General features: G+C 69.9%; 22 protein-coding genes and 3 pseudogenes. 17 read left to right on the top strand and 8 right to left on the bottom strand.

Annotated features, from left to right (window positions below; all coding sequences use genetic code 11):
- Positions 1-7: 7 nt before the first annotated feature.
- Positions 8-1,450 carry an aldehyde dehydrogenase family protein gene (locus GWI24_RS03315; protein WP_210944384.1) on the bottom strand — a complete coding sequence of 481 codons (1,443 nt, stop codon included), beginning with the start codon at positions 1,448-1,450 and terminating at the stop codon, positions 8-10.
- A 178-nt stretch (positions 1,451-1,628) separates the two neighbouring features.
- A complete protein-coding gene (locus GWI24_RS44820) occupies positions 1,629-2,954 on the bottom strand; it encodes a PIN domain-containing protein (RefSeq protein WP_247615814.1) in 1,326 nt (441 codons plus the stop codon).
- Between the two features lie 514 nt (positions 2,955-3,468).
- On the opposite strand from GWI24_RS44820, the gene GWI24_RS03305 reads away from it, so the two are divergent.
- A complete protein-coding gene (locus GWI24_RS03305) occupies positions 3,469-4,671 on the top strand; it encodes an MFS transporter (RefSeq protein WP_210944383.1) in 1,203 nt (400 codons plus the stop codon).
- Positions 4,672-4,802: 131 nt separating this feature from the next.
- Here GWI24_RS03305 and GWI24_RS03300 read toward each other — a convergent pair.
- Together GWI24_RS03300 and GWI24_RS03295 are read right to left on the bottom strand one after the other, a co-directional pair.
- Positions 4,803-5,934, bottom strand: a pseudogene (locus tag GWI24_RS03300) (peroxidase family protein); the annotation flags it as partial.
- Between the two features lie 223 nt (positions 5,935-6,157).
- A complete protein-coding gene (locus GWI24_RS03295) occupies positions 6,158-7,000 on the bottom strand; it encodes an enoyl-CoA hydratase/isomerase family protein (protein WP_210944382.1) in 843 nt (280 codons plus the stop codon).
- Between the two features lie 107 nt (positions 7,001-7,107).
- Between GWI24_RS03295 and GWI24_RS03290 the strand changes: the two genes are divergently transcribed.
- Entirely contained in the window at positions 7,108-7,458 is a 351-nt protein-coding gene (locus tag GWI24_RS03290) for a winged helix-turn-helix transcriptional regulator (protein WP_374103267.1), read from the top strand.
- Between the two features lie 252 nt (positions 7,459-7,710).
- On the opposite strand, the gene GWI24_RS03285 is transcribed toward GWI24_RS03290, so the two are convergent.
- Positions 7,711-8,160 (bottom strand): MarR family winged helix-turn-helix transcriptional regulator, encoded by a 450-nt coding sequence (locus GWI24_RS03285; RefSeq protein WP_210944380.1) that lies wholly within the window; start codon positions 8,158-8,160, stop codon positions 7,711-7,713.
- 76 nt (positions 8,161-8,236) lie between these two features.
- Between GWI24_RS03285 and GWI24_RS03280 the strand changes: the two genes are divergently transcribed.
- Together GWI24_RS03280 and GWI24_RS44815 are read left to right on the top strand one after the other, a co-directional pair.
- Positions 8,237-8,587, top strand: a complete 351-nt coding sequence (locus tag GWI24_RS03280; RefSeq protein ID WP_210944379.1) for a hypothetical protein — start codon at positions 8,237-8,239, stop codon at positions 8,585-8,587.
- Between the two features lie 264 nt (positions 8,588-8,851).
- Positions 8,852-9,298: a hypothetical protein gene (locus GWI24_RS44815; RefSeq protein ID WP_374103266.1), complete on the top strand. Its 447-nt coding sequence runs from the start codon at positions 8,852-8,854 to the stop codon at positions 9,296-9,298.
- 1,177 nt (positions 9,299-10,475) lie between these two features.
- On the opposite strand, the gene GWI24_RS03270 is transcribed toward GWI24_RS44815, so the two are convergent.
- Both GWI24_RS03270 and GWI24_RS03265 read right to left on the bottom strand, forming a co-directional pair.
- Positions 10,476-10,883, bottom strand: coding sequence for a DUF2178 domain-containing protein (locus GWI24_RS03270; RefSeq protein WP_210944378.1), 408 nt, complete (start codon positions 10,881-10,883; stop codon positions 10,476-10,478).
- Entirely contained in the window at positions 10,873-11,064 is a 192-nt protein-coding gene (locus tag GWI24_RS03265) for a helix-turn-helix transcriptional regulator (RefSeq protein WP_210944377.1), read from the bottom strand. The genes GWI24_RS03270 and GWI24_RS03265 overlap by 11 nt, the downstream gene beginning before the upstream one ends.
- 448 nt (positions 11,065-11,512) lie before the next feature.
- Here GWI24_RS03265 and GWI24_RS03260 point away from each other — a divergent pair, with 448 nt between their 5' ends.
- The 5 genes and pseudogenes from GWI24_RS03260 (at position 11,513) to GWI24_RS03245 (ending at position 14,502) form a co-directional block, all read left to right on the top strand.
- Positions 11,513-11,680 (top strand): hypothetical protein, encoded by a 168-nt coding sequence (locus GWI24_RS03260; protein WP_210944376.1) that lies wholly within the window; start codon positions 11,513-11,515, stop codon positions 11,678-11,680.
- 539 nt (positions 11,681-12,219) lie between these two features.
- Positions 12,220-12,864, top strand: a complete 645-nt coding sequence (locus GWI24_RS03255) for a dihydrofolate reductase family protein (RefSeq protein WP_210944413.1) — start codon at positions 12,220-12,222, stop codon at positions 12,862-12,864.
- 224 nt (positions 12,865-13,088) lie between these two features.
- Positions 13,089-13,841: pseudogene (locus GWI24_RS03250) on the top strand (NADP-dependent oxidoreductase); the annotation flags it as partial.
- Entirely contained in the window at positions 13,824-14,219 is a 396-nt protein-coding gene (locus GWI24_RS46475; RefSeq protein ID WP_308343417.1) for a recombinase family protein, read from the top strand. The pseudogene GWI24_RS03250 and the gene GWI24_RS46475, both read left to right, overlap by 18 nt.
- Positions 14,101-14,502, top strand: coding sequence for a helix-turn-helix domain-containing protein (locus tag GWI24_RS03245; RefSeq protein ID WP_308343404.1), 402 nt, complete (start codon positions 14,101-14,103; stop codon positions 14,500-14,502). Before GWI24_RS46475 ends, GWI24_RS03245 begins: the two co-directional genes overlap by 119 nt.
- On the opposite strand, the gene GWI24_RS03240 is transcribed toward GWI24_RS03245, so the two are convergent.
- Complete coding sequence (locus GWI24_RS03240) at positions 14,434-15,141, bottom strand: GntR family transcriptional regulator (RefSeq protein WP_210944375.1); 708 nt, start codon at positions 15,139-15,141, stop codon at positions 14,434-14,436. The genes GWI24_RS03245 and GWI24_RS03240 overlap by 69 nt on opposite strands.
- Positions 15,142-15,260: 119 nt before the next feature.
- Between GWI24_RS03240 and GWI24_RS03235 the strand changes: the two genes are divergently transcribed.
- From GWI24_RS03235 to GWI24_RS03200, 8 genes and pseudogenes are all read left to right on the top strand, one after another.
- On the top strand, positions 15,261-16,097 hold the full coding sequence (locus GWI24_RS03235) for a fumarylacetoacetate hydrolase family protein (RefSeq protein WP_210944374.1): 837 nt from the start codon (positions 15,261-15,263) through the stop codon (positions 16,095-16,097).
- Positions 16,098-16,111: 14 nt separating this feature from the next.
- Positions 16,112-17,035: a VOC family protein gene (locus GWI24_RS03230; RefSeq protein WP_210944373.1), complete on the top strand. Its 924-nt coding sequence runs from the start codon at positions 16,112-16,114 to the stop codon at positions 17,033-17,035.
- A gap of 292 nt (positions 17,036-17,327) precedes the next feature.
- Positions 17,328-18,536 (top strand): MFS transporter, encoded by a 1,209-nt coding sequence (locus GWI24_RS03225; protein WP_247615811.1) that lies wholly within the window; start codon positions 17,328-17,330, stop codon positions 18,534-18,536.
- Between the two features lie 11 nt (positions 18,537-18,547).
- Positions 18,548-19,354 (top strand): FAD-dependent monooxygenase, encoded by an 807-nt coding sequence (locus tag GWI24_RS03220; protein ID WP_210944371.1) that lies wholly within the window; start codon positions 18,548-18,550, stop codon positions 19,352-19,354.
- 15 nt (positions 19,355-19,369) lie between these two features.
- Positions 19,370-20,035 carry an FAD-dependent monooxygenase gene (locus GWI24_RS03215; RefSeq protein WP_210944370.1) on the top strand — a complete coding sequence of 222 codons (666 nt, stop codon included), beginning with the start codon at positions 19,370-19,372 and terminating at the stop codon, positions 20,033-20,035.
- Entirely contained in the window at positions 20,032-20,874 is an 843-nt protein-coding gene (locus tag GWI24_RS03210; RefSeq protein WP_210944369.1) for an SMP-30/gluconolactonase/LRE family protein, read from the top strand. The genes GWI24_RS03215 and GWI24_RS03210 overlap by 4 nt, the downstream gene beginning before the upstream one ends.
- On the top strand, positions 20,871-22,874 hold the full coding sequence (locus GWI24_RS03205) for an acetoacetate--CoA ligase (RefSeq protein WP_210944368.1): 2,004 nt from the start codon (positions 20,871-20,873) through the stop codon (positions 22,872-22,874). The genes GWI24_RS03210 and GWI24_RS03205 overlap by 4 nt, the downstream gene beginning before the upstream one ends.
- 139 nt (positions 22,875-23,013) lie before the next feature.
- Positions 23,014-23,253 (top strand): annotated as a pseudogene (locus tag GWI24_RS03200) (amidohydrolase); the annotation flags it as partial.

Raw genomic sequence — 23,253 nt, 5'->3', positions numbered from 1 at the left:
GGCCGGGTCACCAGGGGCGGCCGTGCAGCACGATGGTTTTGACCTCGGTCATCTCGCTGACGGCGGCGCGTGGGCCCTCCTTGCCGTAGCCGCTGCCCTTCAGGCCGCCGTACGGCATGAGGTCGGCACGCCACAGCGGTGTCCAGTTGATGTGGACGGAACCGGCGTCGATCTCCCGGATGGCGCGGACCGCTCCGGCGACGTCGGAGGTGAAGATGCCCGCGCCGAGGCCGTAGGCGGTGCCGTTGGCCTGGGCGATGGCGGACTCCCAGTCCTCCGCCGAGCTCACGGCGACCGCCGGTCCGAACAACTCCTGCTGGCTGAAAGGTGATTGCGGGTCGACGTCGGCGACGACGGCGGGCAGCACCACCGCTCCGTCGCGCTCGCCACCGGTCAGCACCCGCGCCCCGTCAGCGCCGGCCCGGGCGATGGCCTGCTCGACCCGCTCTGCCTCCGCGGCGGTGATGAGGGCGCCCATCGTGGTGTCCGGGGAGGAGGGGTCGCCGGTGCGGATGGCCTGGACCTTGGGGACCAGGGCGTCCAGGAAGTCGCCGGTGACGGCCGGGTGCGTGATCACCCGCTGGACGGATATGCAGACCTGTCCGGCGTTGACGTACCCGCCGGCGGCGACCGCGCTCGCGGCGGCCTCGATATCGGCGTCGGGCAGGACCACGACCGGGCAGGAGGCGCCCAGCTCCAGGGACAGCTTCTTCACACCGGCCACGCGGGAGATGTGCTCGCCGGTGGCCGTCGAGCCGGTGAAGGAGATCTTCCGGACGCGGGGGTCGGTGACCAGGGCGTCGCCGAGCACCCCGCCGGAGCCCACGAGCACCGAGAGCACGCCCTCCGGCAGGCCCGCGTCCACGAAGCACTCGGCGAGTGCGAGGGCGGTCAGAGGGGTGCTGGTGGCGGGCTTCAGGACGACCGAGTTGCCGGCGGCCAGGGCCGGGGCGAGTTTGTGCAGGACCAGCAGGGCCGGGTAGTTGAACGGCGTTATGGCCACGACGACGCCGCAGGGCTGGCGCAGGGTGAAGCCGACCTTGTCCTGTCCGGTGCCGCGATTGGCGTCCAGCGGGAGCGTCTCGCCGTAGAGCTGGGTCCCCTCGAAGGCGGCCAGGCGGATCAGGTCGCCGGAGCGCGCCGCCTCGCCGGTGGCTTCGGTGATGGTCTTGCCGGACTCCGCGCTGATGGTCTGCGCGATCTTCGGGGCCCGCTCGTCGGCCAGTTCCGCGGCACGCAGCAGGATGCGCATCCGCTCGTGGCCGGGCGTACGGCGCCAGACCGCCGCTCCGCGCTCCGCCGCGGCGAGGGCCGTCTCGACGTCCTCGGTTCCGGCGAGCGCCACGGTGCCCACCGTCGAGCCGTCGAACGGTGACCTGACCTCTCGGGTCTGCCCGGTCTCCCGGACCGCCTGCCACCGGCTTCCGATCAACAACTCCACGGGCGCCATCGCCCTCTCCCTTCGGGAAGTCATCAGAACAAGGCCGTGCGGGGCGTCTCACGCGGGCCCGCAGGGCCAACGGCCAGGCCGTTAACGTGCTCGCAACGCTAGGTCGGTGGCAGGGGTTTACTGAAGACCCCGAATCAATCATTTGGCCATCATCAGGGCCATCTTTTTCCCGTCATCATCAGGAGTGTCCGCGCTTGGCCTGCGGTCGGGACAGGAGTCGCCACGGGCACACAGCCCGGCCTTCAGCCCGGAAGGAGGCACAACGACACGTGGACACCACGGACACCTCGCGCGCAGAGCAGCCCCGCTCCATCCGGCACATCGCCGAGGCCGTCCGCGACCAGTGCGTCGGCAGTTGCCAGGTGCCGCTCGGCACGGCGCTCGTCGCCGAGGGCGGCGTGGACACGGCCGGTCTGGGAGGCGACCAGCGCCCTGGTGGCGGGCAGGATGGCCTTCTTCGCGGCGACGCCAAGGATCTCGGTGCGTGACCAGTGCTGCGGAGGCCACGCCGACGGCCTTTGCAGATCGTAGGATCGTCCGCGAGCTCGTAGATGGTCGGCCGTTTCGGGTCGATCGCAGAGCCGAGACGGCCGACGGGGATCTGCACTCCGGCCCGTCGAAGTGCAGACCGAATGGTGCGGCCGACCATCATCAGCCGGTTGTGCCGTCCCTCCGACTGACCCCAGGTGGCCAGGTCGGCGCCCACGAGGTGGCCGGCCGCGTAGGCCGCCGGGACCATGACCACCTCCACCGACTCACCAGAGCCGACCGCCGCTGCGGCAGTGTGCTGACTCGCATCACACGTCAGCAGCCGAACGTCGCGGCGGGCCGGGCCCTGGATGGCCACCGTCCGGTCGATGATCTCGACATCGGGGCGGTCCAGGCGCACGTGGCCGGGGGATCGGGGACGATCTCCACGTTGAGCCTGCCCCCGGGTCTCGCCGTCCCGAACGGTGTGTTCCCCCTCATGCAGGACCCCGTGGGTGCCGCCGTTGAGGACCCCGTCGAGGAGACCTAGCGTGTGGGCGGCGCGCCAGCGGGCCCGCTGCTTGCTGGCGTCCTTGAGGTCGTCCAGCTCGTCGACCACCACGATCGGGAACAGCAGGCGCACGAACTGCCGGCGCGGCACGTCGAGTACCTCGGGCAGGCCGACGACGGCCAGCTTCACCTCGTTCTGGATGTAGAAGCTGGAGTCGGCCACGACGAACACCTCCCGCTGGCTCCATCGGCCGATCCGCGTATCCAGCGCGGCCACGGCCGCCTCGAACGCCTCGATCCGTTCGGCGACCTCAAGTTGGACCAGGCCGTTCACGAGGCGCTGCTGGGCGGTCCCGGCGAGGGTGCCGCAGCTGCCCAGCAGATCCCGGTAGCGGTCGGTGAACACGAGCTGGTCGAGGTCCCGGCCGCTGATCTGGGAGCGCAGCATCCGCGCGGACTCCGTGGCCCACTCCAGATACGTCAGCAGCCCCTCGAAGGCGCTGCCGTACGGCCGCTGCAGGTTCATCGCCGTGGTGTGGACGCCGCTGAGGGCCTGTCGGATGTTCTTCCGGTCTGCGCCAGGGCGCGGTGTGATGCACATGGGCTTGGCCGATTGCTGGTCCTCTCCGCTCTCGCAGAGAGAACTTGTCTCGCGGCCACGGCCGGTGCGTGCCATCGCGGCCGCCTCACCTCCGCTCGCGCGGAGAGCATCCTTCGTGTCCTCCGCGCGAGCGGAGGTGAGCCGCTGGTGCAGACCGGCATCCTGCCCGCTGAGTCGTGCCCTCCGCGTGAGCGGGGCCGAGTCGGAAGGTCCCGATCTCCAGCGTGATGGACATCGCAGGCCCCGATGGCTGAGAATTTACGCGATTCATAGCCATCAACAGCACATCGAGAATTCTGCCCGGTGATGGAGTCGGTGCGGGGCGCGTGCCCCTCTCCGCGCCAACACTGGACGGTTCCAGGCGGCAACAACGGGTCGGTACATTCGGGCACCGACGATCTGGGCGTGCCGTCCCGCCGGGCAGCGAAATGGACTCGCCGTGCCATCGGCGAACTATCGTTCCCTGCTGCGTACCCCGGGCGCCGCAGCCTTCTTCTTGCCAGCATCGCTCGGACGGGTCGGTCTTGCGATGACCAGCCTCAGCATCGTCTGGCTCGTGCACGACCAGACCGGCTCCTTCACCGCAGCCGGCCTGGTCAGCGGAGGGTTCGCGGTGACCGACGCGCTCGTGGCGCCACAACTGGCCCGGCTTGTGGACCGGTTCGGGCAGACCCATGTCCTGCCGCCCTCACTGCTCGCCCACGCCGTTGCGGTGGCCGTCCTCATGTCCCTGGTCGCCGCACATGCCCCCGCCCCCCTCCTGGTTCTGGGCGGTGCGCTGGTCGGAGCCAGCTTTCCCCAGCTCAGCGCGATGTCTGCGGCGCGCTGGGCGACGCTACTGCGCCCTGGCCGAGCAGCGGAACTACCCACCGCTTTCGCACTGGAGTCGATCAGCAACGCGGTGGCCTTTCTCGTGGGCCCGGCGTTGGTCAGCGCGCTCGCCGCGGCCGGACATCCCGTGGTCGGGGCGGTGCTGGCCGCCTCCTTGTCGGTGGTCGGCGGTCTGGTCTTGGCGGCACAGCGCGGCAGCGCGCCCCCACCGACGATCGACAGCGCTGCGCACACCCGCAAGGATCGGTCGTTGCTGTGCAGCGCAGTCTTCGTGCTGATGGGCCTCAACCTCGCTCTCGGAGTCTTCTTCGGTGCCATGCAGGTGTCGGTGACCGCCTTCGTGGTGGAACACGATGCAACGGGCGCCGCGGTCCCGATCTTCGCCGTCTCCAGTTGCAGTGGACTGCTGGCCGGATGGTTGTACGGGCTGCGCCGGTGGCGTGCCGCACCCCCGGTACAACTGCTGGCGGCGACCAGCGCGCTGACGCTCGCCACGTTGCTGTTGCTCACCGTCGGCTCACCGTTCGGGCTTGGGCTGGCCGTGGTCGTGACCGGTGCCACGATCCAGCCCCTTCTGGTGCTCTTCTCCGTGCTCACCGAGTCGACCGTCCACCACGCCGTCCTGACCCAGGCGTTCTCCTGGCTCGGCTCCGCCAGTGCGGCGGGCTCGGCCGCCGCGGCGGCAGTCGCTGGCTGGGCGATCGACTCATTCGGGGCAGGCGGCGGCTTCGCGGCCGCCGCCACGGCCGCGGCCGCGATGGCATTCCAAAGCCTCGTCGGCCTGCGCCTGCTACGCACGCCGAGAGGGTAGTTGACACGTGCGGAGTCGACGAGGAATTGAGGCCACCCGCGTGCGGCGTTATGAAGACTGGGTCAGGTCTTGGAAGTCCTTCATCGCTTCTCCGTGCGCGATCGGTCGGCGTTGTCCGCGTTGCAGCCAGCCAGGCGGATGCGTGCGCCGTTGGCGCCGCCGCGCCTGTCGCTGCCGCGGTAGGTCGAGGCCGACACCCACGCGGTGGCGACCAGCTGCGAGACGGTCAGGCCCGAGTCGAGGAGTTTGGCCTTGAGGGCCGCGATGTCACCGGCGTCGATGACCTCGCCCTCGGCCTGAGGCAGCGGGTCCTGCCACAGCAGGGTCTCCTCCGGGACCTCCGGGCCGAGATACAGCGACTTCGGGCCCATGTCGCGGTGGGTCAGCTTGGATGATCGCCTCGGCGTCCTTCGCCACCCACTGGTTCGCACCGGCCGGGCTCTGGGTGAGCTCGTACTCGTACTCGAAGAGGTTCTTGAAGAAGCCGTTGCTCCACTGGGTGGGCGTGGTGGTCCAGATGACCTCCAGACCGGAGGTGATGGCGTCCGCACCCTTGCCGGTACCGAAGGAGTTCTTCCAGCCGAGGCCCTGCTCCTCCATCGAAGCGGCCTCGGGGTCGTTGCCGACGTTCTCCGCCGGGCCCGCGCCGTGGGTCTTGCCGAAGGTGTGGCCGCCCGCGATCAGGGCGACCGTCTCCTCGTCGTTCATCGCCATCCGGCGGAAGGTCTCACGAATGTCGCGGGCTGCGGCGATCGGGTCCGGGTTGCCGCTCGGGCCCTCCGGGTTGACGTAGATGAGACCCATCTGGACGGCGCCGAGGGGGTTCTCCAGCTCGCGGTCGCCGGTGTAGCGCTGGTCGCCGAGCCAGGTGGTCTCCGGGCCCCAGTAGACGTCCTCCTCGGCCTCCCAGACGTCCGCACGGCCACCGCCGAAGCCGAAGGTCGTCAAGCCCATCTGCTCCAGGGCGACATTGCCCGTGAGAATCATGAGGTCGGCCCAGGAGATGCTCTGGCCGTACTTCTTCTTGACCGGCCACAGCAGACGGCGGGCCTTGTCGAGGCTGGCGTTGTCCGGCCAGCTGTTGAGGGGGGCGAAACGCTGCTGTCCGGCACCGGCGCCACCGCGGCCGTCGCTGATCCGGTACGTGCCCGCGCTGTGCCAGGCCATACGGATCATCAGCGGGCCGTAGTTGCCGAAGTCGGCCGGCCACCAGTCCTGCGAGGTGGTCAGCACCTCGGCGATGTCCCGTTTCACGGCCGCGAGGTGGCACCACCACGCCACCCTGGTCACCGCCGCCCATGCCTTCCTCACCGAACAACGGCCGGCCCCAAAAGCCGACACACCGGACTCACCCTCTACCAGATCCTCGACGCCCTCCAGGCCCTGCTGAACTGCTGGACCGGCATCTGCACCACCTGCCGTCCGCCTCTGCCCACACCCCGCATCAGACACCACACCGCAAGATCCGCAAGGACCTAACGGAGTCCTAGGAGGTGAGCTTGTCGACGATGGCTTCGAGGCGGCGTTCTCCGTCGCGGGTGTGTGCGCCGGCGGCCAGTGCGGCCCTGGTGAAACGACCTACGACGGGTTCGGCGAAGAGGCGACCGAAAAGCTCGTTCGCCTTTTGCAGGCCATGAGTGGTGGACTCCGTCGCGGCGTCGACCGCTTCGACCGCGGCGCGAGCGACGCCGTGCGGCAGAGCGGCTATGCGGGCGGCGAGGGTGTCGACGACGTGGTCGAGTTCGGCGCTCGGCACGGCCCGGTTGACCCATCCGATCCGTTCCGCGGTCGTAGCATCGATCAGCTGCCAGCCGAGGATGATCTCCAGGGCCCGTGCGCGGCCGACGAGACCGGGCAAGTATGCGGTGCCTCCCGCGCCAGGAATGATCCCCATCCCGCACTCTATCTGTCCCAGACCGGCGTGCTCGAGCGACGCGAATCGCATGTCCATTGCGGACAGCAGTTCCGCACCGCCACCACGTGCCAGCCCCCGCAGCTTGGCGATGGTGACTTGCGGCAGCGAACGGATGCGCTCGTGAAGCCGCATCATCGGGTTCAGCGACTGATCTTCCTCAAGCGCGATGGGGAGTTCTCCGAACGAGGCCGGGTCGTCGGCCATCGTCATGTCGCCGTGGGCGACGAAGAAGTCCGGGTCCGCGCTGTCGAAAACGATCACCCGGACGTCATCGTTGCCGGACATCGAGTCCGCGAGCCGGTCCAGATCAAGCAGAAGGGTGGAGTCGAAGAGGTTGAGCGGAGGGTTGTCGATGGTGACCTGGGCCACACCGTCGGTGACGGAGACCGTGAGGGCCGAGTATTCGTGGGTCATGAGTTCCGCCTTCGCTGGCCGCGCTTACTAGGTATCTTCTGTATATCTCGTGGCGGTGGTATACCTCAAAGGAACCAGGTATCACGAAGGGAACCGACATGGCCGGGATGGAGCTCGATGACGAGGGGCGCCGCCTGCTCGACCAGCTTTTCGACAAGTGGTCGCTGCTGGTGCTGCATGCATTGTGCGACCGCTCTCGGCGTTTCAGCGAGCTCCGCCAGCACCTGCCCGCCGTCACACCGAAGTCGTTGACCGCGTGCCTGCGGCGGCTGGAGCGCAACGGCGTGGTAGAGCGAGTGGTGCTGTCCACGGAACCGGTGGCGATCGAGTACCGCATCACCCGCCTGGGCCGGAGCCTCGAGTCACCACTGCGAGCCATGCTGGGGTGGGTCGTCGATCACCTCGACACGGTCGAAGCCGCCCGTACCCACTACGACGAGCAGCGTACGCACAGCTGACACCCCGACACGTCGCCATACAGGTCGGCGCGAGAGCCGCCGGCCATCACGCGGCGTTCGCCCTACACAACCGCAGCTGGACGAGCCCCAGTAGTGGCAGCCGGCACGGCTACGTCTGCGTCGGCGCCGCAACGGCAGCCCTGGTCATCCGGCTCCGCGAATGATCGCCCGGACAGGGGCCAGGCAAGGACGGCCCCCGGCCCGGCCGCCAACTCCGTCGTGCTCCCCGCCGAGGGCTGCCCCGTCGCCTCATCACTCGGTCGGGATGCCGGTGTGGGCGGCCAGGCGTTCGAGGATGCGGGTGAGCGCCGCACGGTCCGCAGGGGCGAGCGGCGCCGTCAGCTCTTCGTCGAGCTCCTCGGCGAGGTCGCCGGCCGCGTTGAGCAGGCGGATGCCGTCCTTGGTGAGGGTCAGGCGCTGCCGGCGGCGGTCGGCGGGGTCGCGTACGCGTTCAATCGCGCCGAGCGCTTCGAGGTGGTCGGCGAGCTGGACGACCAGACTGGGCGCCACCCGCATCACGCCGGCCAGCTCGAGCTGCGACTCGGCCCCCTTGATCCGGAGAACGCCGAGCAGGGCGACGTGCTTGGGCTTCAGCTCGAGTCCGGCCAGCCGCTCGGTGTAGCGGGCCTCCTGCCAGGCGCCGAGCACCCCGAGCCGGAAGGTGACGGTGTTCACCGGCGACCGCGCCTCTTTCTCCACCATGTCAGGGATGGTAGCGTCCAGAAAATGATTCACACCGTGAATGCTTCTCGGCGCGAATGGATTCTCCGTCTCGTGAATGTGCTGGTGGCGGCCGGTTCGGCGGCGTTCGGCGTGCTGGCCCTGCTCGCTCCCGGCGGCGTTCCCGGGCGCCACCGGGGGAGCAGGTCCCGAACTCTTCGCCGAGATGTACGGCGTCCGCTCCCTGCTGATCGCCGCGGCGGTGGCCTGGCTCGCCGTCACCAGGTGTGGCCTGTACCCGATGCTTGTGCTGGCCGGCGCCGTCCAACTCGCCGACCTCGGAATCAATGCCGGAACCGACTCCCTCGCCACGCTCCCCGGCCCCGCCCTGGCCGCCGCCGTGCACCTCGTCTCGGCGCACCTCCTGCGCCCAGCCGGTCCCAGCGAGCGGGGCAGGTCCGGCCAGTGAAAGCTCATACCCAGGCGCCGGAAGGTCTGCTGGAGGTCTTCGCGGAGCAGGTGACGGCCTCGTGGTGCGGTCGAAGTCGGCATGGTCATAATCCATGCCGTCCAGAATTCATGAGAAAGAAAAGACACTGGAGAGCCGGATGCGATTAACGTCGCACGTCCGGTTCGGTGCCCCCGGTGTCCGAGATGCCGAGGCTCTCCGCGTGAATGTTCAGGTTGTACTCGCCGGCCCGCTGCGGCGCAGGACGTGCTGGCGGCCGACGCGATGGCGCGTGAGCTGTACGGCGGTTTCGCCCGGTACGACAACCTGCTGCGGATGATCTTCCTCGATCCCCTCACGCGCGAGTTCTACGCCGACTGGGACCACGCGGCGCGGATCGCGGTGGGGCTGCTCTTGCTGCGTCTGCGGCCGGGTCGGAGCGATTCGGGTGCGGAGGGCATGGTTCCGAGGCTATGTAAATCGAACCGAGGCGTACCGGTTCGCAACCGGACTGCGGAGCCTGACGCTGGGCGGAGCCCTTCGGGGGCACGTGCGGTCGGACATGTGAAGGGGGCGGGATCCCGGTCCGGGATCCCGCCGGTCATGGGGGCAGCTGTCGGCGGCCGCGGCCCCGGTCCGTACCGCACCGGCCCCTGCCGGCGCCTCCGCGCCGCCCATCACCCCGCGCGTAGAGCGGAGGCATCCCCGCTGGGCGGGCAACTTTCCGGCTGACTCGCACGCCGTCAGGTTGCCTCCAGGTTGCCTGACCGGCGTACCGGCGCGATCGCCTGTGTGGCCGGCTCGGTGACGTGTGTGCCGGCGCTGCGCGGGCCGGTCACTGGGCCGTTGCGCACCGCCGCCGCGCCGGTGAGCTCTTCGAGTGGCCGCGTCCATTCCGCGCTCCGTGCCCCGCCGCCGCCGTGCGGGGGGTGACGCCCTTGCCTCCTTCCACCGCCTCGCTGTGGCCAAGGGCGGAGGGCCGTCTGGTCGCGGTCGAGGACAGCCGAAACGGCGCGCCGTCGAGGTAGTGGCGTATTTCGCCCTGATCTTCACCGGGTTCCTCGTCGTGGCCGGGCCGTGGCTGCTGATCCCGGTCGCCGTCCTGGTTCTGGTGCTCTCCCTCTGGGGCTGACCTGGGCGCCGCCGGGTGGCCGGGCCTCCTCGGAGGCCGTCCGCAGCGGCACGCGGATCCCTGGCGCCGGCCGGGCGGTTCCCCGGGAGCGCATCGTTGAGATCGTTGAGCTGGTCCCCGGTCCGCTGTTCCGCTGCGAGAACGTGAGCGGGCCGTTCCGGTGCCGGGCCGCAAGTGCACCGGTGCCGGGCCGCAGGTGCACCCCGTGGTGACCCGGGTGCTGCGTTCGGGGGCCTGGGCCGGTCGCGTGGGGTGTGAACGGGCTGCAGGGGCACCGTTGATGGCGTCATGCCTTCCGGGGCGGCCGTGTTCACTCATTGAGACCGTGGCGCGGCCGGCGCTGCACCGGACCGCAGCCGCGGCCGGCGGGCGCTCATGGCCGGGCATCAGGTCCTTCGGCCCCGGGGGCCCGGCCCCGCTCGCGCCGGCCGGTACGCGCGCACTGTGGTGCAGCGGACCGCTCGGTGGCTGACCGGCGCCGGCATCCATGCCCGAGTGGAGGGCTCGCGGGGCCTGGCCTGCGAACCCGGCCGTACTCGCCACCGCTGCCGTGGCGGTCGGTGTCTTCCGGCGGGCGGATCAGGACATCGACGTGCGGTGGGCGGCGAGCTGCGGTAGCTCTTGGCTGCGGCGCCCGATCGTCGTTGTTCGCGTGCGCGTTGCCCCCTGCGCGGATCGGGCGCCGCGGCAGTCCGGCACCACCGCCGTGAGCACCGCGGTGGCATGGCCGTCGCCGCTCCAGAGCGTCCGCGGGCCGGTCAGCCGCGAGCAGGCCGGTCAGCCGCGGCGCGAGAAGTAGATGGTGGCGAGGATGTAGGTCACGCCGCCTGCCCCGCACAGCACATCCCAGGGGTGGCCGCTGTGCCCGCGGATCAGTTCGGTCACGAAGCCGGCCAGCAGCACCAGCACGAGGACGTTCAGCGTGAACGCGGACGCGCGCTGGTTGATGGCTCGGCGGCGCTCGTCCGTGGTCTGGCCGCGCAGCAGCGCGGCGGACTCCGACCGGCGCGATGCCATGACGAGGATCAGCACATAGGCGGCCATGATGACGAAGCCGCCGGCAGCCATTCCGGGTTCGTGCCGGGCCAGGAAGATCGCGATGAAGACGACGCCCATGGCCAGCCCCACGGCCGGAACGGCCCAGCGCTGGCCGCGGGTGGTCTCTGTCTTGTGTTCAGTCGACATGAAAGATCTCCTCAACCGTCTTGCCGAAGTACCGGGCCATACGGATCGCCAGGGGCAGTGATGGGTCATAGCGAGACTGTTCGATGGCGTTGACTGTCTGCCGGGAAACGCCCAGCGCTCGCCCCAACTCCTGCTGGGAGAGACCCATGACGATGCGCAGCTGACGTACCTCGTTCCGCATATATGGAAAGTAAGCTTTACATCCCGGGGGTGTCAAGTGACCTTTACATCGCGGGGGTCTGGCGACGGAACTCTGCGAGGTTGTCTCCGGCCCCCACAACCTGTCCGCGCTGCTCGACCCCGTCCACCGGGCCGGTCATGGGCGTCTGTTACTGCGCCGCGGTTTCACCTTCCAGCGCGCCAAGCCGTGGAAGGGGCCGCCCGGCCCCGGCCCCGGTCCCGGCGGCGTTGCGGAACTCGACCGTATGCAAACAGGTGCTGGAGCACTTCCCGGGCCGGGTCGTCGCCTTCGACGAGTTCGGGCCGCTGGGGATCAGGCCCACCGTGGGCTCCTGCCGGGGAAGCAGGGCAAGCAGGGTGGGCCCGGCCGGCTGCCGGCGACCTACCGCCGCACCCACGGTGTCGCCTGCTTCCATGGCTGCTGCTCCGCCGGCGGGGACCGGCTGGGGGTGTCAACCGGCGCCACCAGGGGCATCGCCGACAGCGTGGCCGCACTGGAGTCGGTCCGGGCCGCCCGTCCCGTCGGCGCTGAGATCTGCATCATCGTGGACAGCCTCTCCGCCCGCACCGGCGCCGGTTATCCGCCGCTGGGCGAAGAGGAACAAGGCCCGGATTGAGCTTCACCCCGACCTACGTCTCCTGGCCCCACCCGATCGAGGCGCACTTCGGCCCGCTGCGGCAGTTCACCCTGGCCAACTCCCACCATCCACCTGGCCAACTCCCACCATCCAAGTCATCCCGCACAGACCCGGGCCCCTGCACGCCTGCCTGCGCTGGCGCAAGGCCCAGGCCCGCCATCCGGACGCTGTTCACCGCACAGCGCACGGAACCCACCCGTGTGCGCAGCGAGAAAGGGCATCCGCTGGGGGCGGACGCCCCCTTCAAGCCGCACCCTGTGGGGCGGACGCCCCTTTCAAGCCGCATCCTGATGGGCTGCCCCCCCGGCGGACGAGAGCGCCACCCGCCCGCCTCTTGCCGGCTGGACGCCGCACCCCCGGGCACCGGGATGCCGTCGAACGACACACGTGACCTGTCGTGCCGGTCACACCTTGGGGAAAGGCCACGGGCCGCTGTCGATCCGGCCACCTCCCGTTCGACGCCCTGATGTGGGGCACCTCGCCACACGAGGATGCGACAGGACCTGATGAGGGAACACGTGGATCAGCTGCTGAGAGTCATGAACTTCAACGTCTCAAGTAATGGGATCGGTGCCGGTGAGCACCAGAGCCTCGAGAGCCCGTTCGGTTACGCCAATCCCGAAAGACTGTTCGCCTGGGCCGGCGCCACGGCGAGCTGGCCCATGCGCACCGACCCCGGAGGGAGCCGCGGCCTCGACGACTACTTCACGCGGGACTTCGCACGCAACGTCGGCGCCGAGATCATGGGCCGCAACAAGTTCGGCCCCCAGCGCGGACCCTGGCACGACCATGACTGGCGCGGCTGGTGGGGCGAGGAGCCCCCGTTCCACACCCCGGTCTTCGTCATGACTCACCACAAGCGTCCATCGATCACGCTCTCCGACACCACATTCCACTTCGTCGACGGTGACCCGGTCACGGTCCTGGAGCGGGCACGGGCGGCAGCGCAGGGCAAGGACGTCCGACTCGGCGGCGGAGTCACCACCATCCGGCAGTTCCTTGATGCCGGCCTCGTCGACACCATGCACGTGGCGGTCTCGCCGGTGAAGCTCGGGTCCGGCCTCCGCCTCTGGGAGTCGCCCGATGAACTGCTCGACCGGTTCCATCTCGAGGTCGTGCCCAGCCGAAGCGGCGTGACGCATCACCTGTTCTGGCGCAAATGATGCGGGGGCCCACTCCGGGATCTCAGCACGGTCGATGCGAGCGTTTCGGCACATGAACGCGTAGTTGTGGGCGAGTTACCAGGACAGACCGCGGTACTCGCCCACAACCGGTCGCATGGGCAGCGGACCTGACCCGGCTGCCGTGCGCCAGATGAGCAGCACCCAGCGTAACGGGCGTCGAATGCACACCATCATTTCGACCTATAAAGGTAAGGCAGGACATTATGCGTGCGGCCCGCTTCCATGAATACGGCGGAGCGGAGAGCCTGGTGATCGAGCAGCCCCCCGACCCCCACCCCGGACCCGGTGAGATCCGTGTCCGCGTCGCGGCGGCCAGCGTCAATCCCATCGATTGGAAGCTGCGCACCGGCGCCCTGCACCAGCCGCTTCCCCTGGAGCTGCCCGCCATTCCCGGGCGCGACGCCGTCGGCGTGGTTGACGAAATCGGTGACGGAGTGCAAGGGGTGAGCAGCGGCGACCGCGTCTTCGGGCTGGGCGGTGTCACCGGCGCAACCGCAGAGCTGGTCATCCTCTCGGCCTGGGCCCACGCCCCCGACACGTGGAGCGATGAGCAGGCTGCGGGCGCCGGTCTCGCGTCCGTGACCGCGATGCGTGGCCTGAACGCGCTCGGCTCCGTCGCGGGGCGCACCCTTCTCGTCGAGGGCGCCGCCGGAGGCGTGGGCAGCGCGGCAGTCGAGATCGCTGTGGCACAAGGTGCCGCCGTGATCGGGACAGCCAGCGAACGCAACCACGAGTTCCTCACCTCTCTCGGCGCCGTTCCCACCACCTACGGCCCCGGCCTCGTGCAGCGCCTCTCCGCTCTCGCTCCGCACGGCGTCGACATCGCGCTCGACACCGCGGCCTCCGGCTCGCTGGACGACCTCGTCGCGATCACGGGCGACCCGACGCGCGTCGCGACGGTTGCCGACCACGCAGGCGGGCAGCGCCTGGGCACGCATGTGGTCAACGCGGGCAACGGCGTCGACCGCGACAACATTCACGTCGACGTCGCCGGCGGGGCGAAAGCCTCCCGCCCCAAGCTCGATCTCGTCATGCAGCTGATGCGCGAGGGCGACACGTTGAAGGTCACCCGGCTCGACCGGCTCTCCCGCTCCGTGCTGCACCTGGTGACCCTCGGCGCCGAGCTGCGCAAGCGCGGGATCGGGCTGCACGTCATCGAGCAGGGCATCGACACCGCAACCATGGAAGGCCCGGGCCATGTTCGGGATGCTCAGCGTGCTCGCGGAGCTCCAGAGAGAGCCGATCGTGGCGAACACGAACGACGGGCTCGCCTCCGCGCGTGCCCGCGGCCGGGTCGGCGGGCGTCGGCCGAAGCTCACAGCCGACCAGGCTGAGCTCGCCCAGCAGCTCTACGACGCCCGGGAGAAGACCGTCCAGCAGATCGCCGACATGTTCAACGTGCCCCGTTCCACGGTGTACGGACACCTCGACAAGACAAGACAAGACCAAGACCGTGCCCCGCCAGCCGAAGAAGACCGCCGCCGCGAAGCCCTGAAAGCTACCGGCGGGTTACTCGCTCCCTGGTGTCCGAGCTGGGACTACAGGGCCTCATGGGGAGGAGGGGCCGCGGTCCTGCTTGCTTTCCTCCTCGCGCCGCCCGTAGTCGTTGAGCAGTAGGTGTGTGGTGATGTTGATGTGCTGGCTGAGCGCCTCGACGACGCCTGGTACGTCCCGTTCGATGGCGCGATCGCAGATGGTCTTGTGCTCTGCCGCGATATCGCGGTTGCTGTGCTCGGTCGGCGTGCGGGCCCAGCAGCGGTAGACCTCCGCTGCCTCGCGGAGCTGTGTGGCGATGTCCCGCAGTTGCCGGTTGGAGCATCCCTCCAGCAGGACGCTGTGGAAGCGGGCGTGGGCGTTCAGCCAGCGTTCGTTGATTTCGCCGGCGTCGCCGAAGAAGGGAACGCGGGCGAGATGGTGGTGTGCGGCGAGCAGATCGGACTCCCACTCGATGGTGCCGGCGGTGACGGACTCCCGGACAAGGTGGGTCTCGATGAACACGCGGGCCTCGGTCAGCTCCTCCAGGCGCTCGGGTGAGACGGTGACGACCCGGAACCCCTGCTGCGGCGCGAAGGTCGCCAGCCCTTGGCCGACCAGCCGGGGCAGTGCCTCCCGCAGCACCCCGCTGCTGGCGCCGTACTTCTCCTTCAGCGCCTCCACGCGCAGACGTGAACCGGGTTCGTGTCGCCCGTTGAGGATGTCCGCGCGCAGCCGCTGGTAGATCTCCTCGGCACGCGTCATGGAGCTGGTATTCGCCATGTCGCAGATTCTAGCGCACCTAGTTATTTTAAGAAAATCTCGAGATTTCATTGACGTGTCGACTGAGGAGGGCGTTGACTCCAGTTGTCCAGAAGCAGGAAGACCGGAGGCAGCACGCTATGCGGACGACGACCAGAGCAGGACGGATGTGCCTGGTGACCGGAGAGGCGGTGATCGATGTCGAGCAGGCCAGTGCGGGCCGGTTCCCGGCTGATCCGCTGACAGTGTTCGAGGAGTGGGACGTGTTCCGGTCCTGGGCCGCTGAGCTGGAGGATGTGGATGTCCAGGCGCCGACGGGGCCGGACGGCAGCGTCTCGCCGACGCCGCGGCAGGTGTTCGCGATCGGGCTGAACTACCGCGACCACGCCGAGGAGGCCGGACTGGCGGCGCCTGAGTCCCCGTCGGTCTTCACCAAGTTCGCCACGTCCCTCACCGGCCCCGACACGCAGCTGCGGCTGCCCGGCGGCCGCGTTGACTGGGAGGCCGAGCTGGTGGTGGTGATGGGGCGCCGGGCGGAGCACGTTGCCGCCGGGGACGCCTGGTCCTACGTGGCCGGGCTGACCGTGGGGCAGGACTACTCCGAGCGCGATGTGCAGTCCGTGGGCCCCGTGCCGCAGTTCTCTCTCGGCAAGTCCTTCCCCGGATTCGCGCCGACCGGCCCGGTGCTGGTCACGGCCGACGAGTTCGCCGATCCGGACGACCTGGCGATCGAGTGCCTCGTCAACGGGGAGAGCGTCCAGAAGTCACGAACCTCTTCGATGATCTTCCCGGTCCCGGAACTGATCGCACGGCTGTCCGCCGTGTGCCCGCTGCTGCCGGGCGACCTGATCTTCACCGGCACCCCCTCAGGAGTGGGGCACGCCCGCACCCCCCAGCGCTACCTGCGGCCGGGAGACGAGGTCGTCACCCGTATCGAGGGCATCGGACAGCTCCGGCAGACCTGTGTCGCCGCCTGAGAGAAGGGCACCCCATGGCTTTGCACAGGCTTCAGTCACTCACCGTCGGAGTGCCGGATGTGGCCGAGGCGGCCGACTACTACGTCGACTTCGGACTCGAGCAGGTGGCACCGGGACGGTTCGCCACCGTCGAGGGCGGTGAGCAGTTCTTCCTCGAGCACTCTCCCGTCCGGCGGCTGCTGGGAATGGCGGTCGCCGCCGACGACGGCGACGACCTGGACCGGATCGCCGCGAACCTGGACCGGCTCCAGCTGCCGTGCGAACGCGACACCGGCTCCCTGCGCACCAGGGAACCCGTCGCCGGGGTATCGGTCGAGGTCCGTGTCGCACCCCGGCTGACCCGGGTCACCGTTGCGGCCACCCCGTACAACGGCCCCGGACGCCTGGACCGCGCCGGCACCCGGGCACCCGTGCTCTCCCGCACCGGCCCGGTCCGGCCCCTGGCCCTGGGCCACGTCGTCATCGGTTCGGTGGAGCAGAAGTCGACCCAGCGGTTCTTCACCGAAGGGCTCGGTTTCAAGGTCAGCGATGTCGTCCCCGGCACGGCCGCGTTCCTGCGCTGCTCCACCGACCACCACAACGTCCTGGTGCAGCAGGCGCCACTGAACTTCCTGCACCACACCTCGTGGCAGGTGACGGATGTCGACGAGGTGGGCCGGGGCGCCACGCGCATGCTCACCGAGCACCCGGAACGTCATGTGTGGGGGCTCGGCCACCACATCGGGTCGAACTTCTTCTGGTACCTCAAGGACCCGGCCGGCAACTTCAGCGAGTACTACGCCGACATGGACTGCATCGTCGACGACCAACTGTGGACGCCCCGCTCTTTCGAGGGCATGCAGGCACTCTATGCCTGGGGACCTCCGCCTCCGCCGTCGTTCCTCGCCCCCGAGGACCTGGCCGCGCTGATGACCGGCGCCCACACGGTCAACGACTGAGCGTCCCCGTCACCGTGAAGCGCGGCGAGGCACGCGGCCCCGCCGCACGCTCTGCCCGCTTCACACCGGCGACGCCCGGACCGCCCCTCCTCGAGCCGACCCGCCGTCGGCGCGCCGCACAGAAGTACCTCCGCCCTTTCCCGCAGCGCCGCGGTCAGCGGTCGCGACGGGTGAGAGCGCCGAGATCGGAGTCGCAACATTGAGCACATCAGCGTTGGCCCGTCGGGGCGGCCGGTCGTCCCCGGGGCCTTCATCGCGGACGGGCACCGCACTCGCCGTCGGCCTGGCAGTGATGACACTGGAGGGTTTCGACCTTGTCGCCTTCGGAGCGACGACACCGCTGCTTCTGGACTACCGTCCCTGGCACCTCTCCGTTGCCTTCGTCGGCCTGCTCGGCAGCCTCACCCCCATCGGCATGCTCGTCGGCTCCTTGCTGGTCGGCCAGTTCACCGACCGGTTCGGCCGGCGCCGCACGACGCTGATCAGTATCGGGATCGTCAGCGCCGGGATGTTCGCCTGCGCCGTGGCCCCCGTTCCGTCGCTGTTCGGCGCGGGCCGCTGCGTCGTCGGGCTCGGTGTCGGCGCCATCTATCCGGCGATGGGCCCACTGATCTTCGAACTCGCCCCGGCCAGGCGGAAGAACCTGTTCTCGGGGATCGTGCAGTGCGGGACCGCCGTCGGCGGTTCCTTCGCGGCCCTTGTCGCCAACACCCTGCTGACTGGGCACGGCTTTCATCTGGAGTACCTGGTCGGCGGCATCGCCGGTCTGCTTCTGCTGCCCATGGCCTTCGCCTGGCTGCCCGAGTCGACGGAGTACCACCGGGCGGTCAGCGCGTCGGCCCCGGTCCCCGACCGCCGCGGTGTGTGGCTCGTGCTGAAGCCGCCCTACCTCGGCACCACGGTGACGTTCTGCGCCATGGCGGCCCTGTCGTTCCTGCTCATCTTCGGGGTGAACACCTGGTTGCCGCAGCTGATGCAGACGGCGGACCATCCGTTGCAGGACTCCCAGACCTTCCTCGTCCTGCTGAACCTCGGCGCCACCGTCGGCGGGCTCGCCATGTCGCTCCTGGCCGACCGTGCCGGATCACGGGGGCCGATCACGGCCTGCTTCGCCCTCGGAGCCGCGGCGATCGTCGCCATGAGCACCCAGCTTCCGCTGCCGGTGCTCTACGCCCTCGTCATCGTCGGCGGCTGCGGCGCGGTCGGGGTCCAGGGGCTGATCAACGTGTACATCTCGCGTTCCTACCCGGTGACCGCGAGGGCCAGCGCGGTGGGCGTCGCGCTCGGGGTGGGCCGCATCGGCGCCATCGCCGGCCCCACGCTCGGCGGCTGGATTCTCGCGGCCGGCCTCCAACCCCGGTGGAACTTCATCCTCTTCGCCGTCCCCGCCGTCCTCGGCGCAGCCCTCACCCTGGCTGCCGGCGGACGAGCACCACGGAACCAGGGCCGTCCCGCTCCCGCGCCGCGCGCCAAGGAGCCGACGGCCGGACACACACAATGAGAGAGCACACCATGGACACCTACGACGTCGCCGTCGTCGGCTGCGGCCCGGTGGGGCTGACCCTCGCACGGCTGCTGGCGATGAAGGGGTTGCGGGTCGCCGCCATCGACCCCAACCGGCTCGTCTGCCATCATCCGCGCGCCACTCATCTCGACGACGAGACCATGCGCCTTCTGCAGACCCTCGGCGCGCAGGACATGGAACACCGGTTTCTGCGCCAGACCGCCTGGACACTGCACCGGGAGGACGGGCGGGCCTTCCTTCAGCAGATGCTGCCCGAGGAGGAGTCGGACCAGGGCTGGCGCACCGACTACCAGTTCCACCAGCCGGACTTCGAGTCGCGGCTGCGGGGGCTGCTCGCGGCCGACGCCGGCGTGGACCTCTGGTTCGGCTGGACGGTCAGCGCGATTGAGCAAGATGACACAGCGGCGCGGCTGACGCTGCTCGAGCGGTCGACCGGAGCCGAAACCACGCTCACGGCCGGTTACGCCGTCGGCTCGGACGGCGCCAACTCCTTCGTCCGGCAGGCGATGTACGCTGAGGTCGAGGACCTCCACGGCACTCAGCGCTCCCTCATCGTCGACATCCACCCCTTCGAACACCCCGCGCAGCTCCCGGCGGACAGCGGATTCATCCTGTGCCAGGGGAAGCGGCCCGTGACCTACCTGCCGATCTTCCCGCCGATGCTCCGTTTCGAGTTCATGCTGCTCGACGAGGACGACGCCGCAGAATTCGAACGACCGCAGTCGGTGTACGAGCTGCTGAGCCGCTGGCTGGAACCGGGCAGCTACCGGATCATGCGCACCGACACCTACTAGTGGCACGCCCGGCTCGTGCGCGGCTGGCGGTCCAACCGCCTGCTGCTCGCCGGGGACGCCGCACACCAGATGCCTCCTATGCTCGGCCAGGGCATGTGCTCCGGGCTGCGCGACGCCGCGAACCTGGCATGGAAGCTCGCCGCCGTCGTGAAGGGCGAGAGCCCCTCGGCGCTGCTCGATACCTACGAAAGTGAGCGCGCCCCGCACGTGCGCCCCTACATCGAGGAATCCGCCCGGCAGTCCAACCTGATCGAAGCGCTCGGTACGGGCGCGGTTCCCGAGCCGAACGGATCGCGGACGATCGAGAGGTTCCGGCCGCTGCTGGGACCGGGCCTGGTCACCCGGCCCGGCGGCGCCATCGGGCAGCTGAGCCCGCAGCCGCGCGGCGCGAGGGGGGAGAGGCTGGACGATGCGAGCGGATACGGCTTCACCGTTGTCGGGAACCCGGAGGTGACCTCCGCCGTGTCCGCGGACGTGCGGCAGATGTGGCGCCGGCTGGACGCCGTGGTCGTCCCGGAGACCGGACCGGCCGTCGACTGCTGGCTGGCCGCCCACTCGGCGGCCGCGGCGATCATCCGTCCGGACCGCTACACCTTCGCGCTGGCCACCGATACGGCGGAACTGGAGCAGGCCACCCACGACCTGGCGCGGATGGCATCGACACAGGAGGCGGGGGCGTGAAGAAGTACGCGGCCGGGATGAGGTGGGGGGAGGGCCCCCGCTGGCAGCGCGGTGCGCTGTGGCTGTCCGACACACAGGGCGGGGAGCTGTGGACCGACCACGACGGTCCCTGGCGGGGCATCCGGCTGGACGCGGTACCCAATGGCTTGTGGTTCCTGCCGGACGGGCGGCTGGTCGGCGCCATGATGCATGAGCGGCGCATCGGAGTGTGGACCGGTGAGCAGTTCGCCACCTACGCGGACCTGAGCGCGGTGGCCACCGGTCCGCTCGGCGACATGGTCGGTGACCCGCACGGCAACCTCTACGTGGACGATGTCGGCTTCGCCGCGCACGCCGGTGAGCCGCCACGGCCTGGCCGGCTGGTGCGCGTCGCAGCGGACGGGTCGGTACGCGTGGCCACCGAAGACGTCGAGTTCCCCAACGGCCTGGCCCTCGTCGACGACGGTCGCACCCTGCTCGTCGCCGAGACCACCCGGCAACGGCTGACCGCCTTCACCGTCGCGGACGACGGGGCGCTCACGGACCGGCGCACCTACGCCGACCTCGCCCAGCTGGTCGGCGCCCACGCCCGGCCGGACGGCATCTGGCCGACACGAGACGGCGTCTGGGTGGCCACCACCACCGGACACGCCGTCGCCCTGGTCCGGGAGAACGAGCTGGTCAGCTCGGTGGACACTGGGGCGCTGCTGCCGATCGCGTGCTGCGGCGACGGCGGGAACCGGCTGTTCGTCACCCTCGCCGACACCCAGGGCCTCCCTCTGGGCGAGGCCCTGGCCGCGAAGGCGGTGCACACGACGGTCGCACTGCTCGAGGGCACGAAGGAGGGGGAGGCCGGGTGAGCACGAAGCAGCCGGACTGGACCCCGACGCCACAGGCCGTCGAACACTCCCGGATCACCGACTTCGCGCGGTTCGCCTCGCGCCGCGCCGGACGCGACCTGAGCGGTGACTACCACGCGCTGTGGGCGTGGTCGGTCGATGACGTGAACGGCTTCTGGGCCGCGGTGTGGGACTACTTCCGTCTGCCCGAGCGCCCGGCGGGCCCCGCGCTGGCGACCGAGGCGCTGCCGGGAGGCGTGTGGTTTCCCGGCAGCACGCTGAACTACACGGCCGAAGTCTTCCGCGACCGGACCGGCACCGACACCGCCGTCATCACGGTGACCGAGGACACCGACGCGGTGGCCATCACCTGGTACGAACTGCGCCGTCAGGTCGCCTCACTCGCGCAGGCGCTCACCGAACTCGGCGTGCGCATGGGCGACCGGGTGGTGGGGTACCTCCCCAACGGCGTGCAGGCCGTCGTGGCCTTCCTCGCCACCGCCGGCCTGGGCGCGACCTGGGCGGTGTGCGGGCAGGACTACACCGCCGCCGCGGCCGAAGCGCGGTTCGCGCAGCTCCGGCCGACCGTGCTGATCGCCGCGACCGGCTGTCTCCACGGCGGAAAGCACATCGACCGCCGCGCCGATGTACAAGCCCTGCGCGACGCACTGCCGACCCTCACGGCGACCATCGCCGTGGGGGACGCGACAGGGGCGGTGCCCGGTGCCCTCCCGTGGTCCGCGCTCACCGAGCGCGACGCCGAACTGGCCCCCGTACCAGTCCCGTTCGACCACCCGCTGTGGGTCGTGTTCTCCTCGGGCACGACGGGACGGCCGAAGGGCATCGTGCACGGGCACGGCGGGGTCGTGCTCGAGCAGGTCAAGAACCTGGGCCTGCACCTGGGCCTGCGCCCCGGGGACCGTTTGCTCTGGCACACCACACCGAGCTGGATGATGTGGAACGTCCTGGTGGCCGGTCTGCTACTGGGCGCCACAGCCGTCTGTTACGAGGGCAGCCCGGCCCATCCCGGCACCGATGCGCTCTGGCGGCTCGCGGCCCGACTGGAGGTGAACGTCCTGGGCACCAGCCCCGGCTACCTGGCGGCGTGCCGCAAGGCCGGTGTGCGGCTCGCCGACCACCATCCGGCCTCGCTCGAGCGCCTGGGGGTCACCGGCTCGGCGTTCCCCGCCGACCTGCAACACTGGGTCGCAGGCGAGCTCGGGCCCCGGACACAGGTAGTGGGCACCAGTGGCGGCACCGACGTGGTCACCGCGTTCCTCGGCGCCGCACCCACCACGCCGGTCTGGGCCGGTGAGCTGTCCGCCCCCTGCCTGGGCGTGGCCGTGGAAGCCTTCGGCCCGGACGGCATGCCGGTGCGGGGCGAGGTGGGGGAGCTGGTGGTGCTCCGGCCGATGCCGTCGATGCCGCTGTACTTCTGGGACGACCCGGACGGCTCGCGCTACCGCGGCGCCTACTTCGACGTCTACCCGGGGGTATGGCGGCACGGCGACTGGATAACCATCACCGACCACGGCTCGGTGATCATGCACGGCCGGTCCGACGCGACGCTGAACCGTCACGGCATACGCATGGGAAGCAGCGACATCTACGGCCCGGTGGAGCAGCTCGAGGAGATCGCGGAAGCCCTCGTCGTCGGGGTCGAGCAGGACGGCGGCGGCTACTGGATGCCGCTGTTCGTCACCACCACCGACGGCATCGACGTCGATTCCGTGCTGAGCGAGAAGATCCGCGACGCCATACGCCACGGCGCCTCCCCCCGCCACGTCCCCGACGAGATCATCCAGGCCCCCGGCATACCGCACACCCGCACCGGCAAGAAACTCGAAGTCCCCGTGAAACGTCTGCTGCGCGGAGACGCCCAGGGCACCGTGGTCGACCCTGGCAGCGTCGACAGACCAGAACTCATCGACTGGTACGCACGGATCGGCGCCGCTCACCGTACGCGACGTGGCACCGCTCTCGGTTCCGCTCCGTCCCGATCAGCGAACGGCAGACCCTAGAGCATTGAACGCTGCCCCGGGCTGCCCGACGCCGAGGCCAGCAGCATCGTTCCTGAGAGCGGGGCCAGTCTGTCCGAGACCTGCCTACCGCCTCCGATCACCGCCACACCACCACAAGGCACGACGAAGGAGCCCTGCCATGACCTACATCGCGTTGGAAGAAGCTTTCATCATCCCGGAGTTGTTCTCGCGCCAACCCTCGTCGCCCCAGAAGATCCAGGTCAGCGACCAGTACGTCAAGGACTGGGGACGACGCCTGGGTGACTTTGAGGAGCACCGTCTTCCCGAGATGGACGCGCACGGCATCGACATTCAGATCCTGTCGCTGAGCGTCCCCGGCATCCAAGCCGACACCGACGCCGGCGCCGCCGTCGACAAC

This window comes from Streptomyces sp. MK37H (assembly GCF_018035285.1).
Taxonomy (GTDB): Bacteria; Actinomycetota; Actinomycetes; order Streptomycetales; family Streptomycetaceae; genus Streptomyces; species Streptomyces endocoffeicus.
This window is presented reverse-complemented; position numbering and strand designations above follow the sequence as displayed.